Here is a 19,758-nt window from a genome sequence, read left to right as displayed (position 1 = left end):
GAGCGGCGTCGGTGAGACCGGTGGTCAGACCTGTCGACGGATGAAGCGCATGAGCGCGGCGATGATGCCGATGATCAGGATGATGATCCCGATCCACAGCAGGAACTTCACGGCCTCGACGAAGACGCCGAGGAACAGGAGCACGAGGCCCACGATGACGAGGATGATGGCGAGAGCTGGCATAACCTCCACCCTGCACCTCCGGGCGGGCCCGCGCCGCGGCCTTGACACGCGCCGAGCCGGCCGACAAGGACGTGTCAAGACGGTCGCCGACTCGGCATCCGGCGGCTAGCGTCGAGCACACCACGACCCCGAGGAGGCGGCTATGGCCGATCGCGACGTCACCGAACACGCAGGCGGACACGGCACCGGACCCGGCGAGGGCGAGTACACCGACGTCCAACTGCCCGACGGCGAGATGGACCGCGGTAGCGCGGACCAGCCCGGGGAGTACGTCGACCGCGAGAACGCCGACGGCAGCGAGAGCCGCCCGCGCGCCGACGAGGCCGGCGCCTACACCGACGTCGAGCAGCCGAGCGGCCACGAGTCGCGCGAGGACCTCGACGACCCGGGCGAGTACACCGACCGCGATCGCTGAGTCAGCGATCCAGCGTCCGCCGCGGCGTCGTGCGATACGCGTCGCGGTAGGCCTGGACGAAGGCCGCGAGATCGACGAAGCCCCAGCGCGCCGCGATGTCGGCCACGTTGGTCGCCGTCGGGTCGGCAGCGAGCAGGTCCGCATGCGCGGCGCTCAGCCGCGCGTGCGCCAAGTGGCCTTCGGGAGTGGATGCCAGATGCCCATTGGCCAGGAATGCCCGACGCAGGCCCTGCGTCGAGGTCCCGACCGCCCGGGCGGCGTCGTCGATCGTGACGGGCAGCGACGCGTGATCGTCGATCCACGAGACCGCCGCGGCGTAAACCGCCGCCTGCTCGATCGCCGATGCCCGCCGCTCGCGCGGATCGCCGAGGAGGGGGAACGCTTCGAGCGTCGCAGCGACGAGCGCACGGCGCACGTGGGCGCGAACGAGCGGCTCGGCGAGCAGCGGCGTCTGTGTGAGCGACCAGCGCACCGTCGCCAGCCAGTAATCGCGCAGCCGCCTCGACACGGGACCGGTGTCGCCGAAGCGGATCTCCAGCGCCTCGTCGCCGTAGATCGTCCGAGCCGCCTCGCGGAGCCACTGCGCATCGAACGACAGCAGCTGCACCTCGGTCTCGTCCGGGCGGCCGATCAGCTCGTGCCCGGGCTCGACGATGCCCGGCTCCACGCTGTAGTCACCCTCGCGCGATCCGATGCTCCACGCGTATCCGGGGCCCGAGGTGGCGAAGAAGAAGCGGTCGGCCTCGTAGACGATCTCGGCTCGGCACTCCCAGGCGAGGCGTCGCAGTGCGAAGGACTCGTCGCCGACGGCGTGCTCGGAGATCGACGCGTGGTCGGCCAAGACGTCGACGCGCCCATACTGCGCCTGGAGCCAGGCCTGCGTGTCGGCGACGCCGTCGGTGCGGACGCGCGAGTCGAAGAAGTCGTTCATAACGAGATGCGCGAGACCCCTGAAAGACGTCGCAGCACGCCCCATGATAGTTAACCTCCGCTTCGAAACCGCCGGGAGAGAACCCCATGACCGATGAGCCCGTCATCCGCTCCATCCACCCCGACGACGCCGGCGAGGTGCTGACGATCCAGCGCGCCGCCTTCGCCAGCGAGGCGCTCATCTACGGCGACCCCGACATGCCGCCGCTCACCCAGACCCTCGAGGAGCTCGCCGCCGAGCTCGTCGAGAACCTCGGCTGCGTCGCGGTGAGCGGGACCCGCATCGTCGGCGCCGTGAGGGCCCGCCGCGACGGGGATCTGCTGTTGATCGGCCGGCTGGCGATCGCGCCGGACCAGCAGGGCGAGGGCCTGGGAACGCTCCTGCTCGCGGCGGTAGAGGAGCGCGGACGAGAGGCCGGGGCGACCGAGGCCGAGCTGTTCACGGGCGGGCTGAGCGAGGCGAACCAGCGCCTGTACGAGCGCGAGGGCTATCACCGGTCCGAGACCACCGCCGACGGCGAGATCTTCTACCGCAAACGCCTCGACGCCTGACCCGCTTCGGGTGGCTTCGACAGGCTCAGCCACCTTTCGCCTGCGTGCCGCGCGCGAGCCGCCCGCAAGGCCCGCGAGCCGCACGCGAGGTCCCTGAGACTGTCGAAGGGACCGCAACCCCGCACACGCCGAAGGGCCGCCGTCCGAACCCGGACGACGGCCCCTCGCGGCGCAGCGCTTACGGCGTGGGCATGCCGCCGTTGACGTTGAGCGTCTCGCCGATGACGTAGCTCGACTCGGCCGACGCGAGGTACACGTACGCCGGGGCGAGCTCGGCGGGCTGACCCATTCGTCCGAGCGGCGTCTCCTCGCCGAACTCGTCGACCTTCTCGTCGGGCTGTCCGTCGGTGACCTGCAGCGGCGTCCAGATGGGTCCCGGTGCCACCGCGTTGACGCGGATGCCCTTGGGCGCCAGCTGCTGGCCGAGAGCCTTGGTGAAGGTGTTGATCGTCGCCTTCGTCGAGGCGTAGTCGACGAGGATCGGCGCCGGCGAGTACGCCTGGATCGACGTCGTGTTGATGATCGTCGAGCCGGGCTGCAGGTGCGGCACGGCCTCCTTGCAGATCCAGAACATCGCATAGACGTTCGTCTTGAAGGTGTCGTCGAACTGCTCGTCGGTCAGCGTGGTGACGTCCTCGTTGAAGATCTGCTTGCCGCCGTTGTTGACGACGATGTCGAGCCCGCCGAGGCCCTCGACCGCTTCCTTCACGAGCGTGCGCGCGTACTCGCGCTCGCGCAGATCGCCGGGGATCTGCACCACGGTCGCGCCGGCCTCGCGCAGGATGCCGGCGATGCGATCGGCATCCACCTGCTCCTGCGGCAGGTACGACATCGCGACCGAGGCCCCCTCGCGGGCGAACGCGATGGCGGTGGCCGCGCCGATGCCGGAGTCGGCGCCGGTGATGAGCGCCTTGCGCCCCGTGAGTCGGTCGCTGCCGACGTAGGTGTCCTCGCCGAGGGCGGCCTTCGGCGTCAGCTCGGCATCGAGGCCGGGCTCCTTCTGGTCCTGCGACTGCGGGTCGATGTCGGCGTAGAGCTTCGCCGGGTCGGTGAAGGTGTACTGCGTGCTCATGGCGAGTCCTTTCATGGGGGATGCCGGGGCGGGGCCGCCTCGACGGGGAGGGTCAGCGGTTCTTCAGCGCGACGTCGTCCACGAGGTCGCGGATGACGAGGGCGGCGTTGATGAGGGCGAGATGGCTGAGCGCCTGCGGCAGGTTGCCCCAGAACGCCCCGTCGGACTCCGCGATCATCTCGGAGTAGATCCCGACGTCGTTGCCCTGGGCGACGAGGGCGTCCATCGCCTCGAGGGCCTCGTCGTGCCGACCGACGCAGGCCAGGGCGGTGGCTCGCCAGAAGGCGCAGGCGACGAACGTCTGCTCCTCCTGGTCCATGCCGGTGTAGCGATAGACGAGGTGGTTCTCGGTCGTGAGACGCTCCGTGATGGCATCCAGGGTCTTCGACATGCGCTCGCCCCGGTCGAATCCCGTCGGCGCGTGCAGCAGCACGGAGGCGTCGAGGTCTTCGCTGCCGGGCGCGATCGTGTAGGCCTGCAACTCGTCCGACCAGCAGCGCTCCTCGACCCAGCGGTGGATGCGGTCGCGCTCGGCGCGCCAGCGGTCGCCGTTGTCGGGGATGTGACCGCCGTCCGCCAGCCACTGGGCGTCGTCGAGGGCCTTCCAGCACCCCATCTTCGACGAGGTGTAATGGCGGAGCTCCGGGAGTTCCCACATGCCCGAGTCCTCGCGGCGCCAGAGGTCGCACGTGCGATCGGCGACGTCGGCGAGGAGCCGCCCGGTCTGGGTGTCGAGGCGGTTGCCGGCCTCGACGTAGGTGCGGCACAGCGCGATGAGGTCGCCGTAGACGCCGAGTTGCAGCTGCCCCTGCGCGGGGTTGCCCGTGACGACCGGCTGATTGCCGTTCCACCCCGGGACCTCGTGCTTCTCGAGCCCGATCTCGGCGTCCCCGTCGAGCGTGTACATCACCTGGACCTCGGGACCGTTCTTGCGGATCGTCCGCAGCAGCCACGAGATCGCCGCGTGCGTCTCCTCGCGCAGACCGAACCCCACCCACGCGTGCGCGGTGTAAGCGAGGTCGCGGACCCATGCGAAGCGGTAGTCCCAGTTCTTGCCGCCGCGGGGGTTCTCGGGCAGCGATGTGGTCGCCGCCGCGGCGATCGCCCCGGTCGGGCTGAACAGCAGCAGCTTCAACGAGAGGGCACTGCGTTGCACGTTGTCGGCCCACGGACCCTCGTACGAGAACTCGTCCGACCACATCTGCCAGCCGCCGATCGTGCGGTCGATGCCCCGGTCCACGTTCTTCGCGTCGGGGATGCGCAGCGGCTCGCCCTCGGTGGCGGCGATGACGAGGAGGTGCCGCGATCCCTTCGTGGTCGTGAACCCTCCGTCGATGCTCTCGTCGCCGGCATCCGGGTCTCCGTGGACTCCGTGCTCGTGGCCCGTCACCGCGAGCGAGACATGGCCGATGCGCATGATCGAGAAGCCGTCGATGCGCTCGGTCCACGGCGCCGCGGAGCGGAGCATGGTGCCCGGTTGCACGCACCACGCGAACTCCACTTCGCCCTTCACCCCGTCGACGCGGCGGGCGAGCTCGGCCCACGGCAGGCGCCCGGCGATGCCCGTGACCATGGCGTCGGTGAGGGTGGCCACCCCGGAGGCGGTCGTGAACGTGGTCTCGAGGACGTTCGTGCGCGGGATGTACCGCCGAGAGACCTCGTACTCCTCCACGGGTGCCAGTTCGATGCAGCCTCCCGCCGACTCGTCGACGAGACGCGCGAAGACCGGGCGGGAATGGATATTGGGCAGCGGAAGCCAGTCCACCGAGCCGTCGAGGCCGATGAGCGCGACCGTTCGGCCGTCGCCGATCGCGGCGTAGTCGCGAAGCGGCCGAGACGGTGCGGGAGGAGTGGGAGGCACGTCTTCACGCTAGGAATCGCGTGCCGAGGCTCCCCCGGGGTTGTCGTATGGCGTCCGAGCGGCTACGGACGCGGCTCCGGTACCTCTCCTCCGACGCGCTCGCAACCCCCGCCGCCCGCTCGAGCCTGCGGCCTAACGTCGCTACCGACCGTGAGCGAAAGGAACGCGCATGTCCGCCACCACCACCAAGGACGCCGCCCCCACCAAGAACCGTCGCCGCCCCGCGCGCGGAGGCAGCGGTCCGGAGACAACCGACGAGCAGAACGCCGAGAAGGGCTTCCAGGCGTCGGAGCAGTTGACCGACGCCCTCCAGGCCGTGCTGGTCGACCTCATCGAGCTGTCGATCCAGGGCAAGCAGGCCCACTGGAACGTCGTCGGCAAGAACTTCCGCGACACCCACCTGCAGCTCGACGAGATCATCGACGCCGCCCGCGAGTTCGGTGACGAGATCGCCGAGCGCATGCGCGCGCTGCACGCCCTCCCCGACGGACGCAGCGACACCGTCGCCGAGACCACCACCCTCCCCGAGTTCCCGCAGGGCGAGGTCGACACGGCCGAGGTCATCGACCTCATCACCGAGCGTCTGGATGCCGTCGTCGGCACCGTCCGCGACGTGCACGACGACGTCGACGAGGAAGACCCCACGAGCGCCGACATCCTGCACGGTGTGCTCGAGCGCCTCGAGCAGCTGTCGTGGATGGTCAGCGCCGAGAACCGCGTCGCCCGCAAGTCCTGAGCGGAATCGATCACGACGGATGCCGGGGCCTCAGGGCCTCGGCATCCGGCGTTCGTGCGAGGGCCCGGGCGCCGCACCGACGGTCGGCGCGGACAGGAAGCGTCAGCCGCGCGCGATCAGCAGGGGCGGGTGCGGGCCCTCGAGCCGCGCAAGCGAGGCCTTCATCTCGACGATGCTGTCGCTCATGCCGGCGATTCTCGCGGTGATGTCGAGGATGTTCGCGTCGATCTTGAGCAGCCGGTCGTCGATCTGCCGTTCGCGGGCGTCGATACGCGTCATGCGCTCGTCGAACCGTGCGTCAGCGCGGTCCATGCGGGCATCCGCCCGCTCCATGCGGGCCTCGAGGCGGTCGAACCGGTGATCGATCTGTTCGAACCGCTGATCGACCTGTTCGAACCTCCGGTCGACCTGCGCGAAACGCTGATCGATCTGCGCGAAACGCTGATCGACCTGCGCGAAGTTGCGGTCGGTCCGACGCTCGACCCGATCGAGCATCCATTTCACGCCGCCCAGGATCGCCGCAGAGAAGGTGAGGAACAACGCGGCGAGGGCGATGAACACCTGTGCGATGTCGAGAGTCACGGCCGATCCTTCCTGTGCGCGGCGTGCGTTCACTGTACGACGCCGCTCACCGGGAATCACATGCGCACGTGCGATCGGTGGAGAACTTCACCCATCGCAGGATCGGGGAGGAGGCGTCAGAGCCGCAGCACCTCGGTGACCCGGACGACCGCGGTGCCCTCCTCCTCGGATGCCGCGAGGTCGACTTCCGCGCGGATGCGCCAGTCGTGGTCGCCCGCGGGGTCGTCGATGGTCTGCTCGACGCGCCACACTCCGTCGGAGGTCGACGACTCGTCGATGTCGACCAGAGCGGACGAGCGTGCCGCTCCGCCCGTGCCGATCGCGTCGTGCTCGTCGAAGTAGCGATCGAGAACGTCGGGCCAACCGGCATCCGGATCCAGCTCGACGAGCTCCTCGTCGCGCTGCAGAGCAGCGAGTTGCACGCGCCGGAACATCTCGTTGCGCACGAGCACGACGAACGCGCGGCGGTTGGTGAGGATCGACGGCGGCGCCGGAGGCACCACGGGGGCGTCCGGATCGTCGGCCGGGTTGATGAGCTGCTCCCACTCGTCGACGAGGCTGGAGTCCACCTGCCGCACCAGTTCGCCGAGCCACGCGATGAGGTCGAGCAGGTCGGGCGTCTGCGCGTCGACCGGCACCGTCTGCCGGATCGCGCGATACGCGTCACTGAGGTAGCGCAGCACCAGACCCTCGCTGCGCGCGAGCTGATACAGCGAGACGTACTCGCCGAAGGAGCAGGCCCGCTCGAACATGTCGCGCACGACCGACTTGGGCGACAGCTCGAAGTCGCGGATCCACGGCTGACTCGACGCGAACACCTCGTACGCCTGCGCGAGCAGTTCCTCCAGGGGCTTCGGCCAGGTGATCTCCTCGAGCAGCTCCATCCGCTCGTCGTACTCGATGCCCTCGCGCTTCATCGCGGCGACCGCCTCGCCCCGCGCCCGGAACTGCTGCTGCGACAGGATCGGGCGCGGGTCGTCGAGCGTCGCCTCGATGACGCTGACGACGTCGAGCGCGTAGTGCCCCGTGCCGACCGATGACGCCGGGGCGACGGCATCCGGCCCCCGACCGAGCTCGACCTCGGGGTCGAGCATCTCGATCGCGGCGAGCGCGAACGGCGACAGCGGCTGGTTGAGTGCGAAGTTCGGCTGCAGATCGACGGTGAGCCGGATGCCGTCGGCCCCCACCTCCACCACCCCCGCCTGCACGAGCGTGCGGAAGATCGCGATCGCCCGCCGCGCGAGCTCGTACCGGCGGGGGCGGGGCTCGTGGTTGTCGAACACGAGCGCGCGGACGTTGCCGAACACGTCGCCGCCGCGCGCGATGACGTTGATCAACATGGCGGCCGACAGCTTCATCTGCGGCTGGAGCGGCTCGGGCTCGGCCGCGACGAGACGGTCGTAGCTCTGCTCGGTCCAGTTGACGAAGCCCTGCGGCGCCTTCTTGCGCACGATCTTCTTCTGCTTCTTGAGGTCGTCGCCGGCCTTGAGGATCTGCGCGGCGTTCTCGATCTCGTGATCGGGCGCCATGACGACGACGGTGCCCGCGGTGTCGTAGCCGGCCCGGCCCGCGCGCCCCGCAATCTGATGGAACTCGCGCGCCGAGAGCTGGCGCATACGGGTGCCGTCGTACTTGGTCAGTGCCGTCATGAGCACGGTGCGGATCGGCACGTTGATGCCGACGCCGAGGGTGTCGGTGCCGCAGATGACACGCAGCAGCCCCCGCTGCGCGAGGGTCTCGACGAGCCGGCGATACCTCGGCAGCATGCCGGCGTGGTGCACGCCGATGCCGGCGCGCACGTAGCGCGAGAGCGTCTTGCCGAAGCCGGTGGTGAAGCGGAAGCCGCCGATCGCCTCGGCGATCTCGTCGCGCTGCTCGCGGCCGATGATGCGGATCGACGACAGCGCCTGCGCGCGCTCCATGGCCGCGGCCTGCGAGAAGTGCACGACGTAGATCGGCGCCTGCTTCGTGTCGAGCAGTTCCTGCACGGTCTCGTGCACGGGCGTGCGGGCGTACTCGAAGTGCAGCGGCACTGGGCGCTCGACGCCGGTGACTCTCGCCGTGGGCCGACCGGTGCGGCGCGAGAGGTCGTCGGCGATGTCCTCGACGTCACCGAGAGTGGCCGACATGAGGATGAACTGCGCGCGATTCAGCAGCAGCAACGGCACCTGCCACGCCCAGCCGCGGTCGGCCTCGCCGTAGTAGTGGAACTCGTCCATCACGACCTGGTCGACGTCCGCGTCGGCGCCCTGGCGGAGGGCCAGGTTCGCGAGGATCTCCGCGGTGCAGCAGATGATCGGGGCGTCGGAGTTCACCGACGAGTCGCCCGTGACCATCCCGACGTTCTCCGCCCCGAAGATGTCGACGAGCGCGAAGAACTTCTCGCTCACGAGCGCCTTGATGGGCGCCGTGTAATAGGTGCGACCGCCTCGGGAGAGGGATGCCGCGTGCGCGGCGACCGCGACCAGGGACTTCCCCGTGCCGGTCGGGGTCGACAGGATCACGTTCGCCCCCGACACGATCTCGATGATCGCTTCGTCCTGCGCCGGGTACAGCGTCAGCCCGCGCGAGGCCGCCCACTCGACGAAGCCGAGGTACACGGCATCCGGTTCGCTGCCGGTCGGCACGTGCTCGAGGAGGGGGGTCACTCCCCCACCCTCTCATCCGCCGGGCGGGCGGACCCTTCGACAGGCTCGGGGCCGCCAGGGCGGAGCCCGAACCGAGGCGCCCGGACCCGACCAGGGCGGCTGCGCCGAACCGAGGCGGCTGAGCCCGCACCCGAGGTGGCTGAGCCCGTCGAAGCCACCGGCCCCACCGCTCGCGCCTGGCGCCCCCGTGCCTCACCCCGCGTCGCTGAAGACGCCCACGTTCTCGCCGTCGTACACGAACTGCACGCTCGTGCCGACCGGGAAGCGCTCGATGAAGGCGTCCGGCATGCCGTCGGCGACGACGAACTGCACGGTGGCGGGGAAGATCCCCGCCCCGCATCCGCCGTAGACGAAGTTGCCGCGGAAGCCGGTGGTGCCGTCCTGCCCGACCTCGTCGGTGTCGAGCAGATACAGGCACGAGCTGCGATTCTCGCTCGCATCGACCTGGGCCGTGCCGACGAAGGCGCTCACTCCGTAGAAGTCCGCGAAACCCCGTTCGTCCCCCGTGCGCTGTCCGAAGATGGTGGGGCTCTGCGCGCCCGGATCCTCGACGAGGGTCGCCACCTGCGGCGCTCCCACGGACGCGGCGACCGGCACGAACCCGACCCCCACGGTGGTCGCCGCGCTCGCGAGCGCCGCGACGAGCGCGAGGGACAGTGCCCACGCCCACACGGTGCGCTTGGAGCGCAGGAGCGGGGCGCGCTCGCGCTCGACCTCCTCCTCGGGCTCGGGTTCTTCGTCGCCGTCGACGGGCGCCGCGGCGCCGACCGCCGGGGCCGAGGGAGGCGGGACCGTCGGAGCCGAGGCTGACGGAACCGGGGCCGTCGCGGCTGCCGGAGCTGCCCGCTCGGACCGCTCGAGGTCTTCCAGCGCGAGCAGCCGCTCGTACGCGGCCGGGTCGGCGGAGATGTCGGCGCTCGGTCCGTACGCCCGCGCGCGCAGTCGCCGCAGCTCCTCCCGCACGCCATCGTCCATCCTCGAAATGCTTCCACACCTCGCGGGCGTCCGGGCCATCTCGCGTTACATGCGTGGGAATAGATCAGGATGCCGTGCGTTGCACCGCGTATGCGCTCCTTCGGCACACTCTCCTTCGGCCACTACGGCCCCCTCGGCGGGGGACACCATCTCTCCGCGGGCGACTCGATGCTCCAGGCGATCGACCTCGCCCAGGGCATGGACGACCTCGGCGTGAACGGCATCTCGTTCCGGGTGCACCACTTCGCCCGTCAGCAGGCGGCGCCCATGCCGCTGCTCGCGGCGATCGCCGCGCGCACCTCCCGCATCGAGGTCGGCACCGGCGTCATCGACATGCGGTACGAGAACCCGCTCATGCTCGCGGAGGAAGCGGCATCCCTCGACCTCATCAGCGGCAACCGCCTTGCCCTCGGCGTGAGCCGCGGGTCACCCGAGACCGTGCAGCGCGGCTACGAGGCGTTCGGGTACACGGGGTCGCAGGACCCGCGCGGCGCCGACATCGCCCGCGACCACTTCGACCTCTTCCTGCGCGCGATCGAGGGCGAGGGTCTCGCCGAGCGCGACCCGATGAGCCCCTTCGGCGGCGGAACGGGTCTGCAGCGCATCGAGCCCCACTCCCCCGGCCTGAAGAAGCGCATCTGGTGGGGCGCCGGCACCACCGCAACCGCGGAGTGGGCGGGGCGCACGGGGGTGAACCTCATGTCGTCGACGCTGCTCACCGAGGCCGACGGCACGCCGTTCGACATCCTGCAGGCCCAGCAGCTCGACGCCTTCCGCGCCGCGTGGCGCGAGGCGGGGCACGCCGGTGAGCCGCGCACCTCGGTCAGCCGCAGCATCTTCCCGATCGTCACCGCCGAAGACGAGATGTACTTCGGCGGGTCCGCGGGCAGCGACCAGATCGGCGTGATTGACGGCATGCGCTCGACGTTCGGCAAGACCTACGCCGCGCCGCCCGAGGTGCTCGTGGAGCAGCTGCAGAACGACGCGGCCGTCATGAGCGCCGACACCCTCATGCTGACCATCCCGAGCCAGATGGGCGTGGAGTTCAACCTCCGCCTCGTCGAGAACTTCGCGAAGCACGTCGCGCCCGCCCTCGGCTGGCAGCCTACGCTCGCGACGGTCTGACCACCCCGGATGGACCCGGATGCCGCCCCTCGGCATCCGGGTCCATTCGTCGTCTCGGAAGCAGTCGTACGGTGGAGGAATGACCGTCGTTCGGACCGCCGTCTTTCCCCGAGTCGCCGCCGCGGTCTCGGAACTGCTCGGCGACTACCTGCGCCGGACAGAGTCGGAGAAGGCCGAGCGCGGGCTCGCGACGCCGGGGGCGGCGCTGGCCGCTCGCTACGCCCGTGAGATCGACGACCCCGCGGCGGCCTTCGCGGGGAATCGCGTGCTCGTCGCCACGGTCGACGACGTCGACTGCGGCATCGTCGTCGTGCGCATCTCGCCCCGACGCCGTTCAATTCTCGCGGTTCTGGACTGCGCCGTCCGCGTGGTCGCTGCCTGTCTCGCGATGACGCGATGCGCCTATACCTCGCGTTCTGATCCTGACTCTCCTACGACTCGCTTCTTCGCAGTCGTTTCAGTCGCGCCTTGAAGACGCTTCGACGTCAGTTTTCGGGAGATGTGGTTCGAGTCACAGTTCCCAATCGAATGGCGTGGTGGTTTATGCGTGGTGCCCCACATGTGGTGACCCAAACGCACGAATAAGTCACAACCCAAGAAGCGTGGCCTTGAACGCGACTTCTGACGGTAGACGCTTGAGGGGCGCTCGCTGGTCGTCCGCTACGCTGAGCCGCACGAGCTTAGGGGGAACTGGTGGCATACGACGACAAGACCAAAGATGAAGTCCGCTCTTTCTTCCAAGTTGAGTCGCAGCAAGGCGAGATCTGATGGATGCGCCAACGCCTCGAAATGCTGTCCACTTCGGCCTTAGCGTTCGTGCCGGTAGCAAGTACGGCCTGAAAATTGACCGTGCCACCTACGCGACAATCAACAAGCGCTCGTCCACGTACTTCCCAAGGGAGCGAGCTCCCGAACTCTGGGATTCGTTAAGCGATGTCTACGAAGACGAAGACCACCGGTTCATGACGGACGAGTGGTGTCGGGCCCACCAGGCACGAGCGCTTGAGAACTTTGATTTGAACATGGCTTACTTCGCCTCGCTGGATGGGGCAGAGTTCGACGATGCCATCAACCAAGCCGTCAAAGCTCGTCGGGGCATGATTGAGGTCACTGACTTGAACGACTGGGATGGCAGGCAAGGTTTGTACATCATGGTTCTCGATGAGTTCAAGCAGGCTTATGTTGGCGTCAACGTCAGCGACGGCGGAATAAAGTCACGGATACGTCAGCATTGGAACACGAACAAGGCATTCGATCGGCTCTTGTGGGGCAAAGTCGACGAGTCCATTATTTCCATCGATAGCTTCCGCGCTTTGGACACCACAAGGATCTTCGCATCACGGGCTCAAAACCCATTCACCCTCGAGGATAAGGTCATCAACTCGATACCGAGCAAGTTTGTCCTCAATCGCGTGATGGGTGGCGATGGCAGATCCCTCGGTCTCGGGATGACCCTCGGGGTCAATGTCGGAAAACGTCGCGACCTCGCGGGCACCCTCGACCAGCCTCAATCTGACTGAGTCCAAGGTCACGACGATGATCGTTCGAGGATTGCGGCTGGCGTAGTGATTGGCGACGCCGCGAAGGTAAATGGCCGGTGCGATGTCGGCAGAGATGAGCTGAGCCCCTGTTGGCCGTCGCACTCTTTGTCGTCGCGGTCATCGATGCAAATCGAGCACTGTTCGTAGATACCCTCCACGCCCACGGGCACACGAGTGGTGTCAGCGGCTGCTCGCTTAGCGGTCCAGAGGATTCTGCGTGCTCAGCTGACACCGGCCGTGCCGCCCGCGTAGCGATTCACTCTTGCTTGCGTGCTCACGTCTGCATTCCTGGCCCGATGCTTATCGTTCAAGCTCACTGTGATGACGAGCACCACACGACGCAATGGATCCCGTCGCAGATGGGCGTGGAGTTCAACCTCCGCCTCGTCGAGAACTTCGCGACGCACGTCGCGAAGTTCTCGACTGGCAGCCTACGCTCGCGACGGTCTGACCACCCCGGATGGACCCGGATGCCGCCCCTCGGCATCCGGGTCCATTCGTCGTCTCGGAAGCAGTCGTACGGTGGAGGAATGACCGTCGTTCGGACCGCCGTCTTTCCCCGAGACGCCGCCGCGGTCTCGGAACTGCTCGGCGACTACCTGCGCCGGACAGAGTCGGAGAAGGCCGAGCGCGGGCTCGCGACGCCGGGGGCGGCGCTGGCCGCTCGCTACGCCCGTGAGATCGACGACCCCGCGGCGGCCTTCGCAGGGAATCGCGTGCTCGTCGCCACGGTCGACGGCGTCGACTGCGGCATCGTCGTCGTGCGCATCTCGCCCGTCGCCGTGGAGCTCTCGCGATTGTGGACCACTCCGCCGGCACGGGGTCGAGGGGTCGGGTCCGCGCTCCTCGACACGGCCCTCGCGGATGCCGTCACACCCGTGCGCCTCTCGGTCTGGCGCTGGCGGGATGACGCCGTCCGCCTCTACCGACGGCGGGGCTTCACGGTCGTCGCCTCGTGGGACGACCGCCCCGACCTCATCTGTCTGGAGCGGCCGGCGCCGGTCAGCGCCAGGCCGTGACGCCGCGCGAGCGGGCGACCGTCTGCGACAGCAGGTATTCGCCCCAGGCCACCGCGTACGCGCCCAGCGCCGCCCACGCCCATCCCGTCGGCAGCACACCGGCGATGCCGAGGAGACCCGCCACGGTGAGAGCACTGACGACGACCAGCACGGGGATGACGGCGCGAGGGGCGGCGAGCGCGCTGTCGGACTTCCAGATCACCAGGACGGCGCCGGCCGTGGCGAGGAGCAGGATGAGCGGCGCCCACCACGACCCCAGGACCGCCATCGCGATCGACGCTCCGACACCCGCGACGGCGAGCGATGCGGTGCGGAGGATGCGGATGCGCCGGGCGCGCTCGTCGGATGACACGGTGACTCCTCGGGTGACGGGTCTTCCAGCGTAACCGGCGTGGTCCGGGCGCCGTCCGCCCGGGAGAAGACCCAGAATCGCCGCAGATCCCCTCGGTGACGCGTCGCGCCGCCCGCGGCGCGCCCTAGCCTGGGACGGCGGGCCCCGAGGCCCTCACCGGTCGACGTCGACACCGCGCATCACACGGAATCGCGCATCTCACGCCATCGCATCGGGAAGGGGCCGACATGGACGTCTCACGACGCGGCCTTCTCCTGGGCGGTCTCGGAGTGGTGGCCCTGGGCGCCGCCAGCGCCGCGGCGGCAACGGTCATCACCAACGGCGCTCCGGCAGAGCCCGTCATGTCTGCGTCGAACAGCGCCTCCGGCGCATCCCCCTCTCCGAGCGCGAGCACGCCCGCCGACCTCGACCTCCACGTGTGGGACACCGTCCGCCGCCCGCTGTCGAAAGCCGACGACGCGACGCTGGCGCTCGTCGACGGCGAACTCCCCGCGGGCCTCGCGATCGTCGGTGCGGCCCTCGCCGGACGACCGACGACCCAGGGCCCGTACGCCTTCACGATCGAGGTGCGCCGGGACGACGACCGTCGGCGGCGCCGATTCGCCGGCACGGTCGGCGACATCAGGCGCGACCTGAGCATCTCGCTCAGCCTCGACGAGAAGACCCCCCTCTCCGCGACGGCGCGCGAACTCGACCGCATCGCCCTCCTCGGCGCGCACGCGACCCTCGTCGTGCTCTGCTACATCCCGGATGCCACCTCGACGACGTTCACCCGCGTGTCCGACGATCGCATCCGCAAGGTGTTCGCCCTCGCGAAGGATCGCGGCGTCCGCATCACTCTGCTGAAGCCCCACATCGCCACCGAGAAGGACGGCGACGGCTTCTATCGCGCGAACTACGCCCCGGCATCCGTCGACGGCTTCTTCTCGCGGTGGACCGAGCAGATGGTGCATTTCGCGGGCCTCTGCGCCGACAACGGGATCGAGTACCTCTCCCTCGCGTGCGAGCAGCCGGGCCAGACGGACGCGGCGCAGTACGCGAAATGGGTCGACCTTGTGAAGACGGTGCGAACGGCCGAGCCCGGGGTGAAGCTCACCGCCGCCTTCACCACGCTGGAGCTGTATCTGCTGCACACGTACTGGCTGCCGCAGGGCACCCCGCACATGGCCCAGCTGCTCGACGTGTTCGGCATCAACTCGTGGATCCGCCTGACCGACAAGGTCTACACCCCGTCCGCGCCCAACATCACCGTCGACGAGCTCGCCGGCGGCTGGCGCGGAGCCGACGGTCGCACCGACGACCACCTCGGAAAGCTCGAGGACGTGTGCGCGCAGCTGCGCATCCCCTTCCTCATCACCGAGGTCGGCGTGCAGCCGCGGGTCGACGGTCTCGCCCAGCAGGAGGGCAGTACCCCGCCCACGGGCGCCCCGAACCACGACGTGCAAGCGCTGCTCTACCGCTCAGTCCTGAAGGCCCCGCTGCGGTCGTCGTGGTGCACGGGCGTCTCGATCTGGCACATGCGCGCCCCCTTCGCCTTCGGCGACGTGTACCACGACGCCCTCTTCCCGGGCGAGAAGGTGCTGAGGGATGCCATCGCGAAGACCCCGTCGCTGGCATCCCCCGCCACCTGACCCCGTAGCGTGAGCGGATGACGTCTGCCTCGACTCCCCACCGCGGCCGCGAGGTCACGCTGTCGGGCTCGCTCCGCTGCGCCGACGAGACCGAAGCCGCGCGGGTGCGCGCACACCTCCCTGCGCACCTCGCCCTCACCCGGGCCGAACCGGGCTGCGTCTCCTTCGACGTCGACCCCACCGACGACCCCCTCGTGTGGCGCGTCGAGGAGCGTTTCGTCGATGAGGCCGCGTTCGACGCCCATCAGCGCCGCGTCGCGGCGAGCGCGTGGGGCGCAGCGACCGTCGGCATCGAGCGCCGGTATGAGATCCGCGGACGAGACCGGGATGCCGCGACCCTCGTCGCCGCGGCGTGGGCGGCCGAGGAGCGACTGCTGGACCCGCGGGTGCGCCAGGACCCCGCCCGGGTCGAGCCACTGCTGGACGACGACTTCGTGGAGATCGGGCAATCGGGGCGCCGCTTCACACGGGAGGCCATCGTCGCCGCCCTGCGGGCCGAGCCCGGCACGTCGACGGCCGAGATCGCTGAGCGGTCGAGCCGCGTCATCGCCCCCGACACGGTGCTCCTGGACTACCTGCTCACGGTCGAGGAGCGCGTCAGTCGCCGTTCGTCGGTGTGGCAGGGCTCGCCCCCGCGCCTGACGTTTCACCAGGGGACGCCTGCGCCGTCGGACAGCGGGAACTGAGCCGACTCAGCCGCCGACGGCCGGTGGCTCCCGCGAGGGTTGCGTCCGCCGAGCGCGAACCCGCTCGCCGCGCGGGCCGGCGGCTGCTTGGCTGGCCGCATGCGACGCATCCTCATCCTCGGCGGAACCGCCTGGCTCGGCCGGGCCCTCGTCACGGCGGCGCTGGCCACCGGCGCCGATGTCACCTGTCTCGCCCGGGGAGAGTCGGGAGCCGTCCCCGCCGGAGCACGGCTGGTGCGCGCCGACCGGAACGACCCCGACGCCTACGCCGACCTCGACGGCGAGTGGGACGACGTCGTCGAGCTCTCGTGGGACCCCGGCTTCGTGGCATCCGGTCTCGACGCCCTCGCCCACCGGGCGGCGCACTGGACGCTCGTGTCGAGCGTGTCGGTGTACGCGGACTCCGCCGCGCCGTTCGCCGACGAGTCCGCGGACCTCGTCGAGCCCGTCGACCTCGAGCAGTACGCGGATGCCAAGGTGCACGCCGAGCGACTGACCACCGCACGCGTGGGCGAGCGGGCGCTGCGCGCTCGCGCCGGGCTCATCGTGGGACCGGGCGACCCGACCGATCGCTTCGGCTACTGGCCGGCCCGTTTCGCGCGGGGAGGCCGGGCGGTCGTGCCCGAGCCGAGCGGCCGGCACGCGCAGGGCATCGACGTCGACGATCTCGCGGAATGGATCGTGCGCGCGGGGTCGGCAGGGGTGACCGGTCCGGTCAACGCCGTCGGTGAGGAGTTCCCGCTCGCCGCGGTCTTCGCGGCCGCCCGTGAGGCCGCCGGTGCGAGCGTCGAGACCGTCCCGCTCGACGACGAGACCCTCCTGTCCCGCGGTGTGCAGTACTGGATGGGCCCGCGGTCGCTCCCGCTCTGGTTGCCCGCCGAGGCGCGGGGCTTCTCTCGTCGCAGCGACGCCGCGTTCCTGTCATCCGATGGTCGGCGCCGCCCTCTGGCCGAGACGATGCGACGCGTCCTCGACGACGAACGGGCGCGCGGGATCGACCGGCCCCGTCGCGCCGGACTCGCCCCGGCGGAGGAGGCCGAGGTGCTGGCCGGCTGACCGGGCGGTCTCAGCGGCCGTTGCGGTCCGCCGCGGAACGGGGCGGTGCCTTCTGCACCTCGAGGCGATCGAGACCGCGCAGCGAGGTCCAGATGAGTTCCTCGCCCTTCGCCGCATGCTGCGAGGCGCGCACCGCGCGTTCGTCGGCCCACGAGTTCAGCACGTGGCCGGAGTGTCCGCGCACGTGCTCGAGCACGACGTCGGGGAGCCCCGCCTCGCGTCGCGCATCGCGAGCGGCGATGAGCGCCTCGAGGATCCCGCGGTTGGCCACCGGCTTCTTGGCGCTCGTCACCCACCCGCGACGGCGGTGGCCGTCCATCCACGACGAGTACGTGTCGATCGCGTACTTCGAGTCGGCCTGCACGACGAGCTCGCGCACGTCGGCGTGGTCGGTGATCGCGTGCAGGAGCCCGAGCAGCTCTCCGATGTTGTTCGTCCCCGAGGGGATCGAGCCCGCGGCCCAGTGGCCGTCTTCGCCGACCCACGCCCAGCCCGCGGGGCCGGGGTTGCCCTTGCAGGCGCCGTCGGTGGCGACGACGTAACGGTCGGAGGGGGTGGATGCCGAACTGCTCATCCCCCTAGTCTCCCCCGCCCGCCCGGCGCGATCCGACGCGGGGCCCCGGGCGGGCGAGCACGCGGGTGAACCTGCGACGCTTCCCCGCGGGAGGGACGGTGAGCGCGCGCGGAGACCGACACCGCGGATGCGAGTCTGGCGCGATCCGTCATCGCGTCGCCCGCGTCCCGCCCCCTCGAGAAAGCCCGCCATGTCGTCCACGTCTCGCGCCCGCCTCCACCCCGCCGCTCTCACCGCCCTCATCGTCGGCGGGGTCGTCATCCTCGGGGCTCTCGGATTCCTCGCCTGGCTGCTCACCTCGACGCAGTCCACCCCGAATCAGCAGGCCACCCAGAAGCTCGTGCAGTGGCAGGAGATCTTCGAGAAGTACCGCAGCGCTCACGGCACGCTCCCCGACATGCCCGCGGGCGGCTACTGCCTGGGCACGGGCTTCCCTCTCGGATCAGGGGGGACGGCCAACTGCCGCGACTACGCCGCGGCGACGTACTACACCGAAGAGGCCGGTGCTCCGCTGCGCGAGGCGCTCGCCTCGGTGGGCGAGCTCCCGCAGGGCGTCTCGGCCGCCGTCCGCGGCACCGTAGGCCCCTACGCGCTCTACGACGACGCCGGAGTCCGACTGCTCACCGCCGAGGACGGCGCATGCGAAACCCCCGCCGTCGAGGTGTGGAACGACGGCGGGGGCCTCTTCATCTGTCAGATCCTGCTGACGCGCTGAACGCGCGCGCGGGCCGTCAGCTCCGGCCGCTCTCGGCCTTCTTCTGACCGGCTTCCAGCACGTCGCCGGCGGGCAGCTCCTGGTGACCGCCGAACTGCAGACGCATCGCCGACAGCACCTGGTTGGCGAAGTGGTCCTCGCCCCGCGAGGCGAAGCGCTCGAACAGCGAGGCGGCCAGCACCGGCACGGGCACCCCGGTGTCCACGGCGGCCTTGACGGTCCAGCGCCCCTCGCCCGAGTCCGAGACGCGACCGGCGAGTCCGTCGAGCGTGGGGTTCTGCGCGAGAGCCGCCGCGGTCAGGTCGAGCAGCCATGACGAGATGACTGATCCCCGGCGCCACAGCTCCGTCACCCGCGCCGTGTCGATGTCGAACTGGTAGTACTCGGGCTCCTCCAGCGGGGCGACCTCGGCCGAGTGCTCGCCCTGGTGCAGGCCCGCGTCGGCGTTGTTCAAGACGTTGAGCCCCTCGGCGAGCGCGGCCATGATGCCGTACTCGATGCCGTTGTGCACCATCTTCACGAAGTGCCCGGCCCCCGAGGGACCGCAGTGCAGGTACCCGCGCTCCTCGGTCGTGTAGTCGCCCGTGCGTCCGGGCGTGCGCTCGACCTCTCCCGGTCCCGGCGCGATCGTGCGCAGCACGGGCTCGAGGTGCGCGACGGCTTCGTCGTGACCGCCGACCATCAGGCAGTAACCGCGCTCGAGGCCGAACACGCCGCCGCTGGTCCCCACGTCGACGTAGTGGATGCCGCTGTCGTCGAGCTTCTTCGCGCGACGCACGTCGTCACGGTAGTTCGAGTTGCCGCCGTCGATGATGATGTCGCCCGGCTCGAGCACCTCGGCGACCTGGTCGACCACCGACCCGGTGAGTCCGGCGGGGATCATGAGCCACACGGCGCGGGGCTTCTGCAGCTTCGAAGCGAGGTCGGCGATGCTCGTCGCCCCGGTCGCCCCCTCCTCGACGAGGGAGGCCACGGCATCCTGATTCACGTCGAAGACGACGCAATCGTGACCGTCCCTCATGAGTCGGCGCACGATGTTGGCGCCCATCCGTCCGAGTCCGACCATGGCGAGTTGCATTCGTACCCCGTTCGTCGTGATGAGGCC

21 protein-coding genes are annotated in these 19,758 nt (G+C 69.9%); 11 read left to right on the top strand and 10 right to left on the bottom strand.

The genetic code is table 11. The features are described 5' to 3' along the window. Window positions 1-24 precede the first annotated feature (24 nt). Window positions 25-183, bottom strand: coding sequence for a hypothetical protein (locus AB0N80_RS07960; protein WP_298873663.1), 159 nt, complete (start codon window positions 181-183; stop codon window positions 25-27). A 142-nt stretch (window positions 184-325) separates the two neighbouring features. Between AB0N80_RS07960 and AB0N80_RS07955 the strand changes: the two genes are divergently transcribed. Further along, complete coding sequence (locus tag AB0N80_RS07955; RefSeq protein ID WP_315994948.1) at window positions 326-598, top strand: hypothetical protein; 273 nt, start codon at window positions 326-328, stop codon at window positions 596-598. 1 nt (window position 599) lies between these two features. Here the strand turns inward: AB0N80_RS07955 and AB0N80_RS07950 are convergent, their stop codons facing one another. Continuing rightward, window positions 600-1,529 carry an AraC family transcriptional regulator gene (locus tag AB0N80_RS07950; RefSeq protein WP_315994949.1) on the bottom strand — a complete coding sequence of 310 codons (930 nt, stop codon included), beginning with the start codon at window positions 1,527-1,529 and terminating at the stop codon, window positions 600-602. Between the two features lie 86 nt (window positions 1,530-1,615). Between AB0N80_RS07950 and AB0N80_RS07945 the strand changes: the two genes are divergently transcribed. Beyond that, the gene (locus AB0N80_RS07945; RefSeq protein ID WP_315994950.1) at window positions 1,616-2,080 is read left to right on the top strand and encodes a GNAT family N-acetyltransferase; all 465 of its coding nucleotides are present in this window, start codon (window positions 1,616-1,618) and stop codon (window positions 2,078-2,080) included. Window positions 2,081-2,258: 178 nt separating this feature from the next. Here AB0N80_RS07945 and AB0N80_RS07940 read toward each other — a convergent pair whose 3' ends face one another. Both AB0N80_RS07940 and AB0N80_RS07935 read right to left on the bottom strand, forming a co-directional pair. After that, entirely contained in the window at window positions 2,259-3,152 is an 894-nt protein-coding gene (locus AB0N80_RS07940; protein ID WP_363390170.1) for an SDR family oxidoreductase, read from the bottom strand. A gap of 52 nt (window positions 3,153-3,204) precedes the next feature. After that, the gene (locus AB0N80_RS07935; RefSeq protein WP_363578399.1) at window positions 3,205-5,013 is read right to left on the bottom strand and encodes a glycoside hydrolase family 15 protein; all 1,809 of its coding nucleotides are present in this window, start codon (window positions 5,011-5,013) and stop codon (window positions 3,205-3,207) included. Window positions 5,014-5,182: 169 nt separating this feature from the next. Here AB0N80_RS07935 and AB0N80_RS07930 point away from each other — a divergent pair, with 169 nt between their 5' ends. Then, complete coding sequence (locus tag AB0N80_RS07930) at window positions 5,183-5,749, top strand: DNA starvation/stationary phase protection protein (protein ID WP_315994953.1); 567 nt, start codon at window positions 5,183-5,185, stop codon at window positions 5,747-5,749. A gap of 102 nt (window positions 5,750-5,851) precedes the next feature. Here AB0N80_RS07930 and AB0N80_RS07925 read toward each other — a convergent pair whose 3' ends face one another. The 3 genes from AB0N80_RS07925 to AB0N80_RS07915 form a co-directional block, all read right to left on the bottom strand. Beyond that, window positions 5,852-6,331, bottom strand: a complete 480-nt coding sequence (locus AB0N80_RS07925) for a hypothetical protein (RefSeq protein ID WP_363578398.1) — start codon at window positions 6,329-6,331, stop codon at window positions 5,852-5,854. Between the two features lie 116 nt (window positions 6,332-6,447). Continuing rightward, complete coding sequence (locus AB0N80_RS07920; RefSeq protein WP_363578397.1) at window positions 6,448-8,979, bottom strand: DUF3516 domain-containing protein; 2,532 nt, start codon at window positions 8,977-8,979, stop codon at window positions 6,448-6,450. A gap of 192 nt (window positions 8,980-9,171) precedes the next feature. After that, window positions 9,172-9,954 carry a hypothetical protein gene (locus AB0N80_RS07915; protein WP_315994956.1) on the bottom strand — a complete coding sequence of 261 codons (783 nt, stop codon included), beginning with the start codon at window positions 9,952-9,954 and terminating at the stop codon, window positions 9,172-9,174. A 90-nt stretch (window positions 9,955-10,044) separates the two neighbouring features. Here AB0N80_RS07915 and AB0N80_RS07910 point away from each other — a divergent pair, with 90 nt between their 5' ends. From AB0N80_RS07910 to AB0N80_RS07895, 4 genes are all read left to right on the top strand, one after another. After that, window positions 10,045-11,079 carry an LLM class flavin-dependent oxidoreductase gene (locus tag AB0N80_RS07910; protein ID WP_363390179.1) on the top strand — a complete coding sequence of 345 codons (1,035 nt, stop codon included), beginning with the start codon at window positions 10,045-10,047 and terminating at the stop codon, window positions 11,077-11,079. 79 nt (window positions 11,080-11,158) lie between these two features. Beyond that, window positions 11,159-11,551, top strand: coding sequence for a hypothetical protein (locus tag AB0N80_RS07905; protein ID WP_363578396.1), 393 nt, complete (start codon window positions 11,159-11,161; stop codon window positions 11,549-11,551). Window positions 11,552-11,846: 295 nt separating this feature from the next. After that, window positions 11,847-12,599 (top strand): hypothetical protein, encoded by a 753-nt coding sequence (locus AB0N80_RS07900; RefSeq protein WP_363578395.1) that lies wholly within the window; start codon window positions 11,847-11,849, stop codon window positions 12,597-12,599. 551 nt (window positions 12,600-13,150) lie between these two features. After that, a complete protein-coding gene (locus tag AB0N80_RS07895) occupies window positions 13,151-13,639 on the top strand; it encodes a GNAT family N-acetyltransferase (RefSeq protein WP_363578394.1) in 489 nt (162 codons plus the stop codon). On the opposite strand, the gene AB0N80_RS07890 is transcribed toward AB0N80_RS07895, so the two are convergent. After that, window positions 13,623-13,991, bottom strand: coding sequence for a hypothetical protein (locus AB0N80_RS07890; protein ID WP_315994959.1), 369 nt, complete (start codon window positions 13,989-13,991; stop codon window positions 13,623-13,625). The two genes, AB0N80_RS07895 and AB0N80_RS07890, sit on opposite strands and share 17 nt — an antisense overlap. Window positions 13,992-14,218: 227 nt before the next feature. On the opposite strand from AB0N80_RS07890, the gene AB0N80_RS07885 reads away from it, so the two are divergent. From AB0N80_RS07885 to AB0N80_RS07875, 3 genes are all read left to right on the top strand, one after another. After that, a complete protein-coding gene (locus tag AB0N80_RS07885) occupies window positions 14,219-15,622 on the top strand; it encodes a hypothetical protein (RefSeq protein ID WP_363578393.1) in 1,404 nt (467 codons plus the stop codon). 17 nt (window positions 15,623-15,639) lie between these two features. Then, window positions 15,640-16,308: a DUF4440 domain-containing protein gene (locus AB0N80_RS07880; protein WP_363578392.1), complete on the top strand. Its 669-nt coding sequence runs from the start codon at window positions 15,640-15,642 to the stop codon at window positions 16,306-16,308. Window positions 16,309-16,407: 99 nt separating this feature from the next. Next, window positions 16,408-17,364, top strand: coding sequence for an NAD-dependent epimerase/dehydratase family protein (locus AB0N80_RS07875; RefSeq protein WP_363578391.1), 957 nt, complete (start codon window positions 16,408-16,410; stop codon window positions 17,362-17,364). Between the two features lie 10 nt (window positions 17,365-17,374). On the opposite strand, the gene AB0N80_RS07870 is transcribed toward AB0N80_RS07875, so the two are convergent. Further along, window positions 17,375-17,938 (bottom strand): ribonuclease H, encoded by a 564-nt coding sequence (locus tag AB0N80_RS07870; RefSeq protein WP_136586766.1) that lies wholly within the window; start codon window positions 17,936-17,938, stop codon window positions 17,375-17,377. Between the two features lie 190 nt (window positions 17,939-18,128). Between AB0N80_RS07870 and AB0N80_RS07865 the strand changes: the two genes are divergently transcribed. Next, window positions 18,129-18,653 (top strand): hypothetical protein, encoded by a 525-nt coding sequence (locus tag AB0N80_RS07865; protein ID WP_315994964.1) that lies wholly within the window; start codon window positions 18,129-18,131, stop codon window positions 18,651-18,653. Window positions 18,654-18,669: 16 nt separating this feature from the next. Here AB0N80_RS07865 and gnd read toward each other — a convergent pair whose 3' ends face one another. After that, on the bottom strand, window positions 18,670-19,731 hold the full coding sequence (gene gnd, locus AB0N80_RS07860; RefSeq protein ID WP_315994965.1) for a phosphogluconate dehydrogenase (NAD(+)-dependent, decarboxylating): 1,062 nt from the start codon (window positions 19,729-19,731) through the stop codon (window positions 18,670-18,672). Window positions 19,732-19,758 lie beyond the last annotated feature (27 nt).

The organism is Microbacterium sp. NPDC089188 (assembly GCF_040685155.1).
In the GTDB taxonomy this organism is placed as follows: domain Bacteria; phylum Actinomycetota; class Actinomycetes; order Actinomycetales; family Microbacteriaceae; genus Microbacterium; species Microbacterium galbum.
The sequence above is the reverse complement of the archived record's forward strand: the minus strand, read 5'-3'. Positions and strand labels throughout refer to the sequence as shown.

Excerpts from the sequence above, each read along its gene's own strand:
- AB0N80_RS07945 (WP_315994950.1), top strand. The coding sequence starts at position 1,616 with ATGACCGATGAGCCCGTCATCCGCTCCATCCACCCCGACGACGCCGGC.
- gnd (WP_315994965.1), bottom strand. The coding sequence starts at position 19,731 with ATGCAACTCGCCATGGTCGGACTCGGACGGATGGGCGCCAACATCGTG.
- AB0N80_RS07950 (WP_315994949.1), bottom strand. The coding sequence starts at position 1,529 with ATGAACGACTTCTTCGACTCGCGCGTCCGCACCGACGGCGTCGCCGAC.
- AB0N80_RS07895 (WP_363578394.1), top strand. The coding sequence starts at position 13,151 with ATGACCGTCGTTCGGACCGCCGTCTTTCCCCGAGACGCCGCCGCGGTC.
- AB0N80_RS07955 (WP_315994948.1), top strand. The coding sequence starts at position 326 with ATGGCCGATCGCGACGTCACCGAACACGCAGGCGGACACGGCACCGGA.
- AB0N80_RS07885 (WP_363578393.1), top strand. The coding sequence starts at position 14,219 with ATGGACGTCTCACGACGCGGCCTTCTCCTGGGCGGTCTCGGAGTGGTG.
- AB0N80_RS07880 (WP_363578392.1), top strand. The coding sequence starts at position 15,640 with ATGACGTCTGCCTCGACTCCCCACCGCGGCCGCGAGGTCACGCTGTCG.
- AB0N80_RS07865 (WP_315994964.1), top strand. The coding sequence starts at position 18,129 with ATGTCGTCCACGTCTCGCGCCCGCCTCCACCCCGCCGCTCTCACCGCC.
- AB0N80_RS07960 (WP_298873663.1), bottom strand. The coding sequence starts at position 183 with ATGCCAGCTCTCGCCATCATCCTCGTCATCGTGGGCCTCGTGCTCCTG.
- AB0N80_RS07870 (WP_136586766.1), bottom strand. The coding sequence starts at position 17,938 with ATGAGCAGTTCGGCATCCACCCCCTCCGACCGTTACGTCGTCGCCACC.
- AB0N80_RS07940 (WP_363390170.1), bottom strand. The coding sequence starts at position 3,152 with ATGAGCACGCAGTACACCTTCACCGACCCGGCGAAGCTCTACGCCGAC.
- AB0N80_RS07900 (WP_363578395.1), top strand. The coding sequence starts at position 11,847 with ATGGATGCGCCAACGCCTCGAAATGCTGTCCACTTCGGCCTTAGCGTT.
- AB0N80_RS07875 (WP_363578391.1), top strand. The coding sequence starts at position 16,408 with ATGCGACGCATCCTCATCCTCGGCGGAACCGCCTGGCTCGGCCGGGCC.
- AB0N80_RS07930 (WP_315994953.1), top strand. The coding sequence starts at position 5,183 with ATGTCCGCCACCACCACCAAGGACGCCGCCCCCACCAAGAACCGTCGC.
- AB0N80_RS07915 (WP_315994956.1), bottom strand. The coding sequence starts at position 9,954 with ATGGACGATGGCGTGCGGGAGGAGCTGCGGCGACTGCGCGCGCGGGCG.
- AB0N80_RS07910 (WP_363390179.1), top strand. The coding sequence starts at position 10,045 with ATGCGCTCCTTCGGCACACTCTCCTTCGGCCACTACGGCCCCCTCGGC.
- AB0N80_RS07905 (WP_363578396.1), top strand. The coding sequence starts at position 11,159 with ATGACCGTCGTTCGGACCGCCGTCTTTCCCCGAGTCGCCGCCGCGGTC.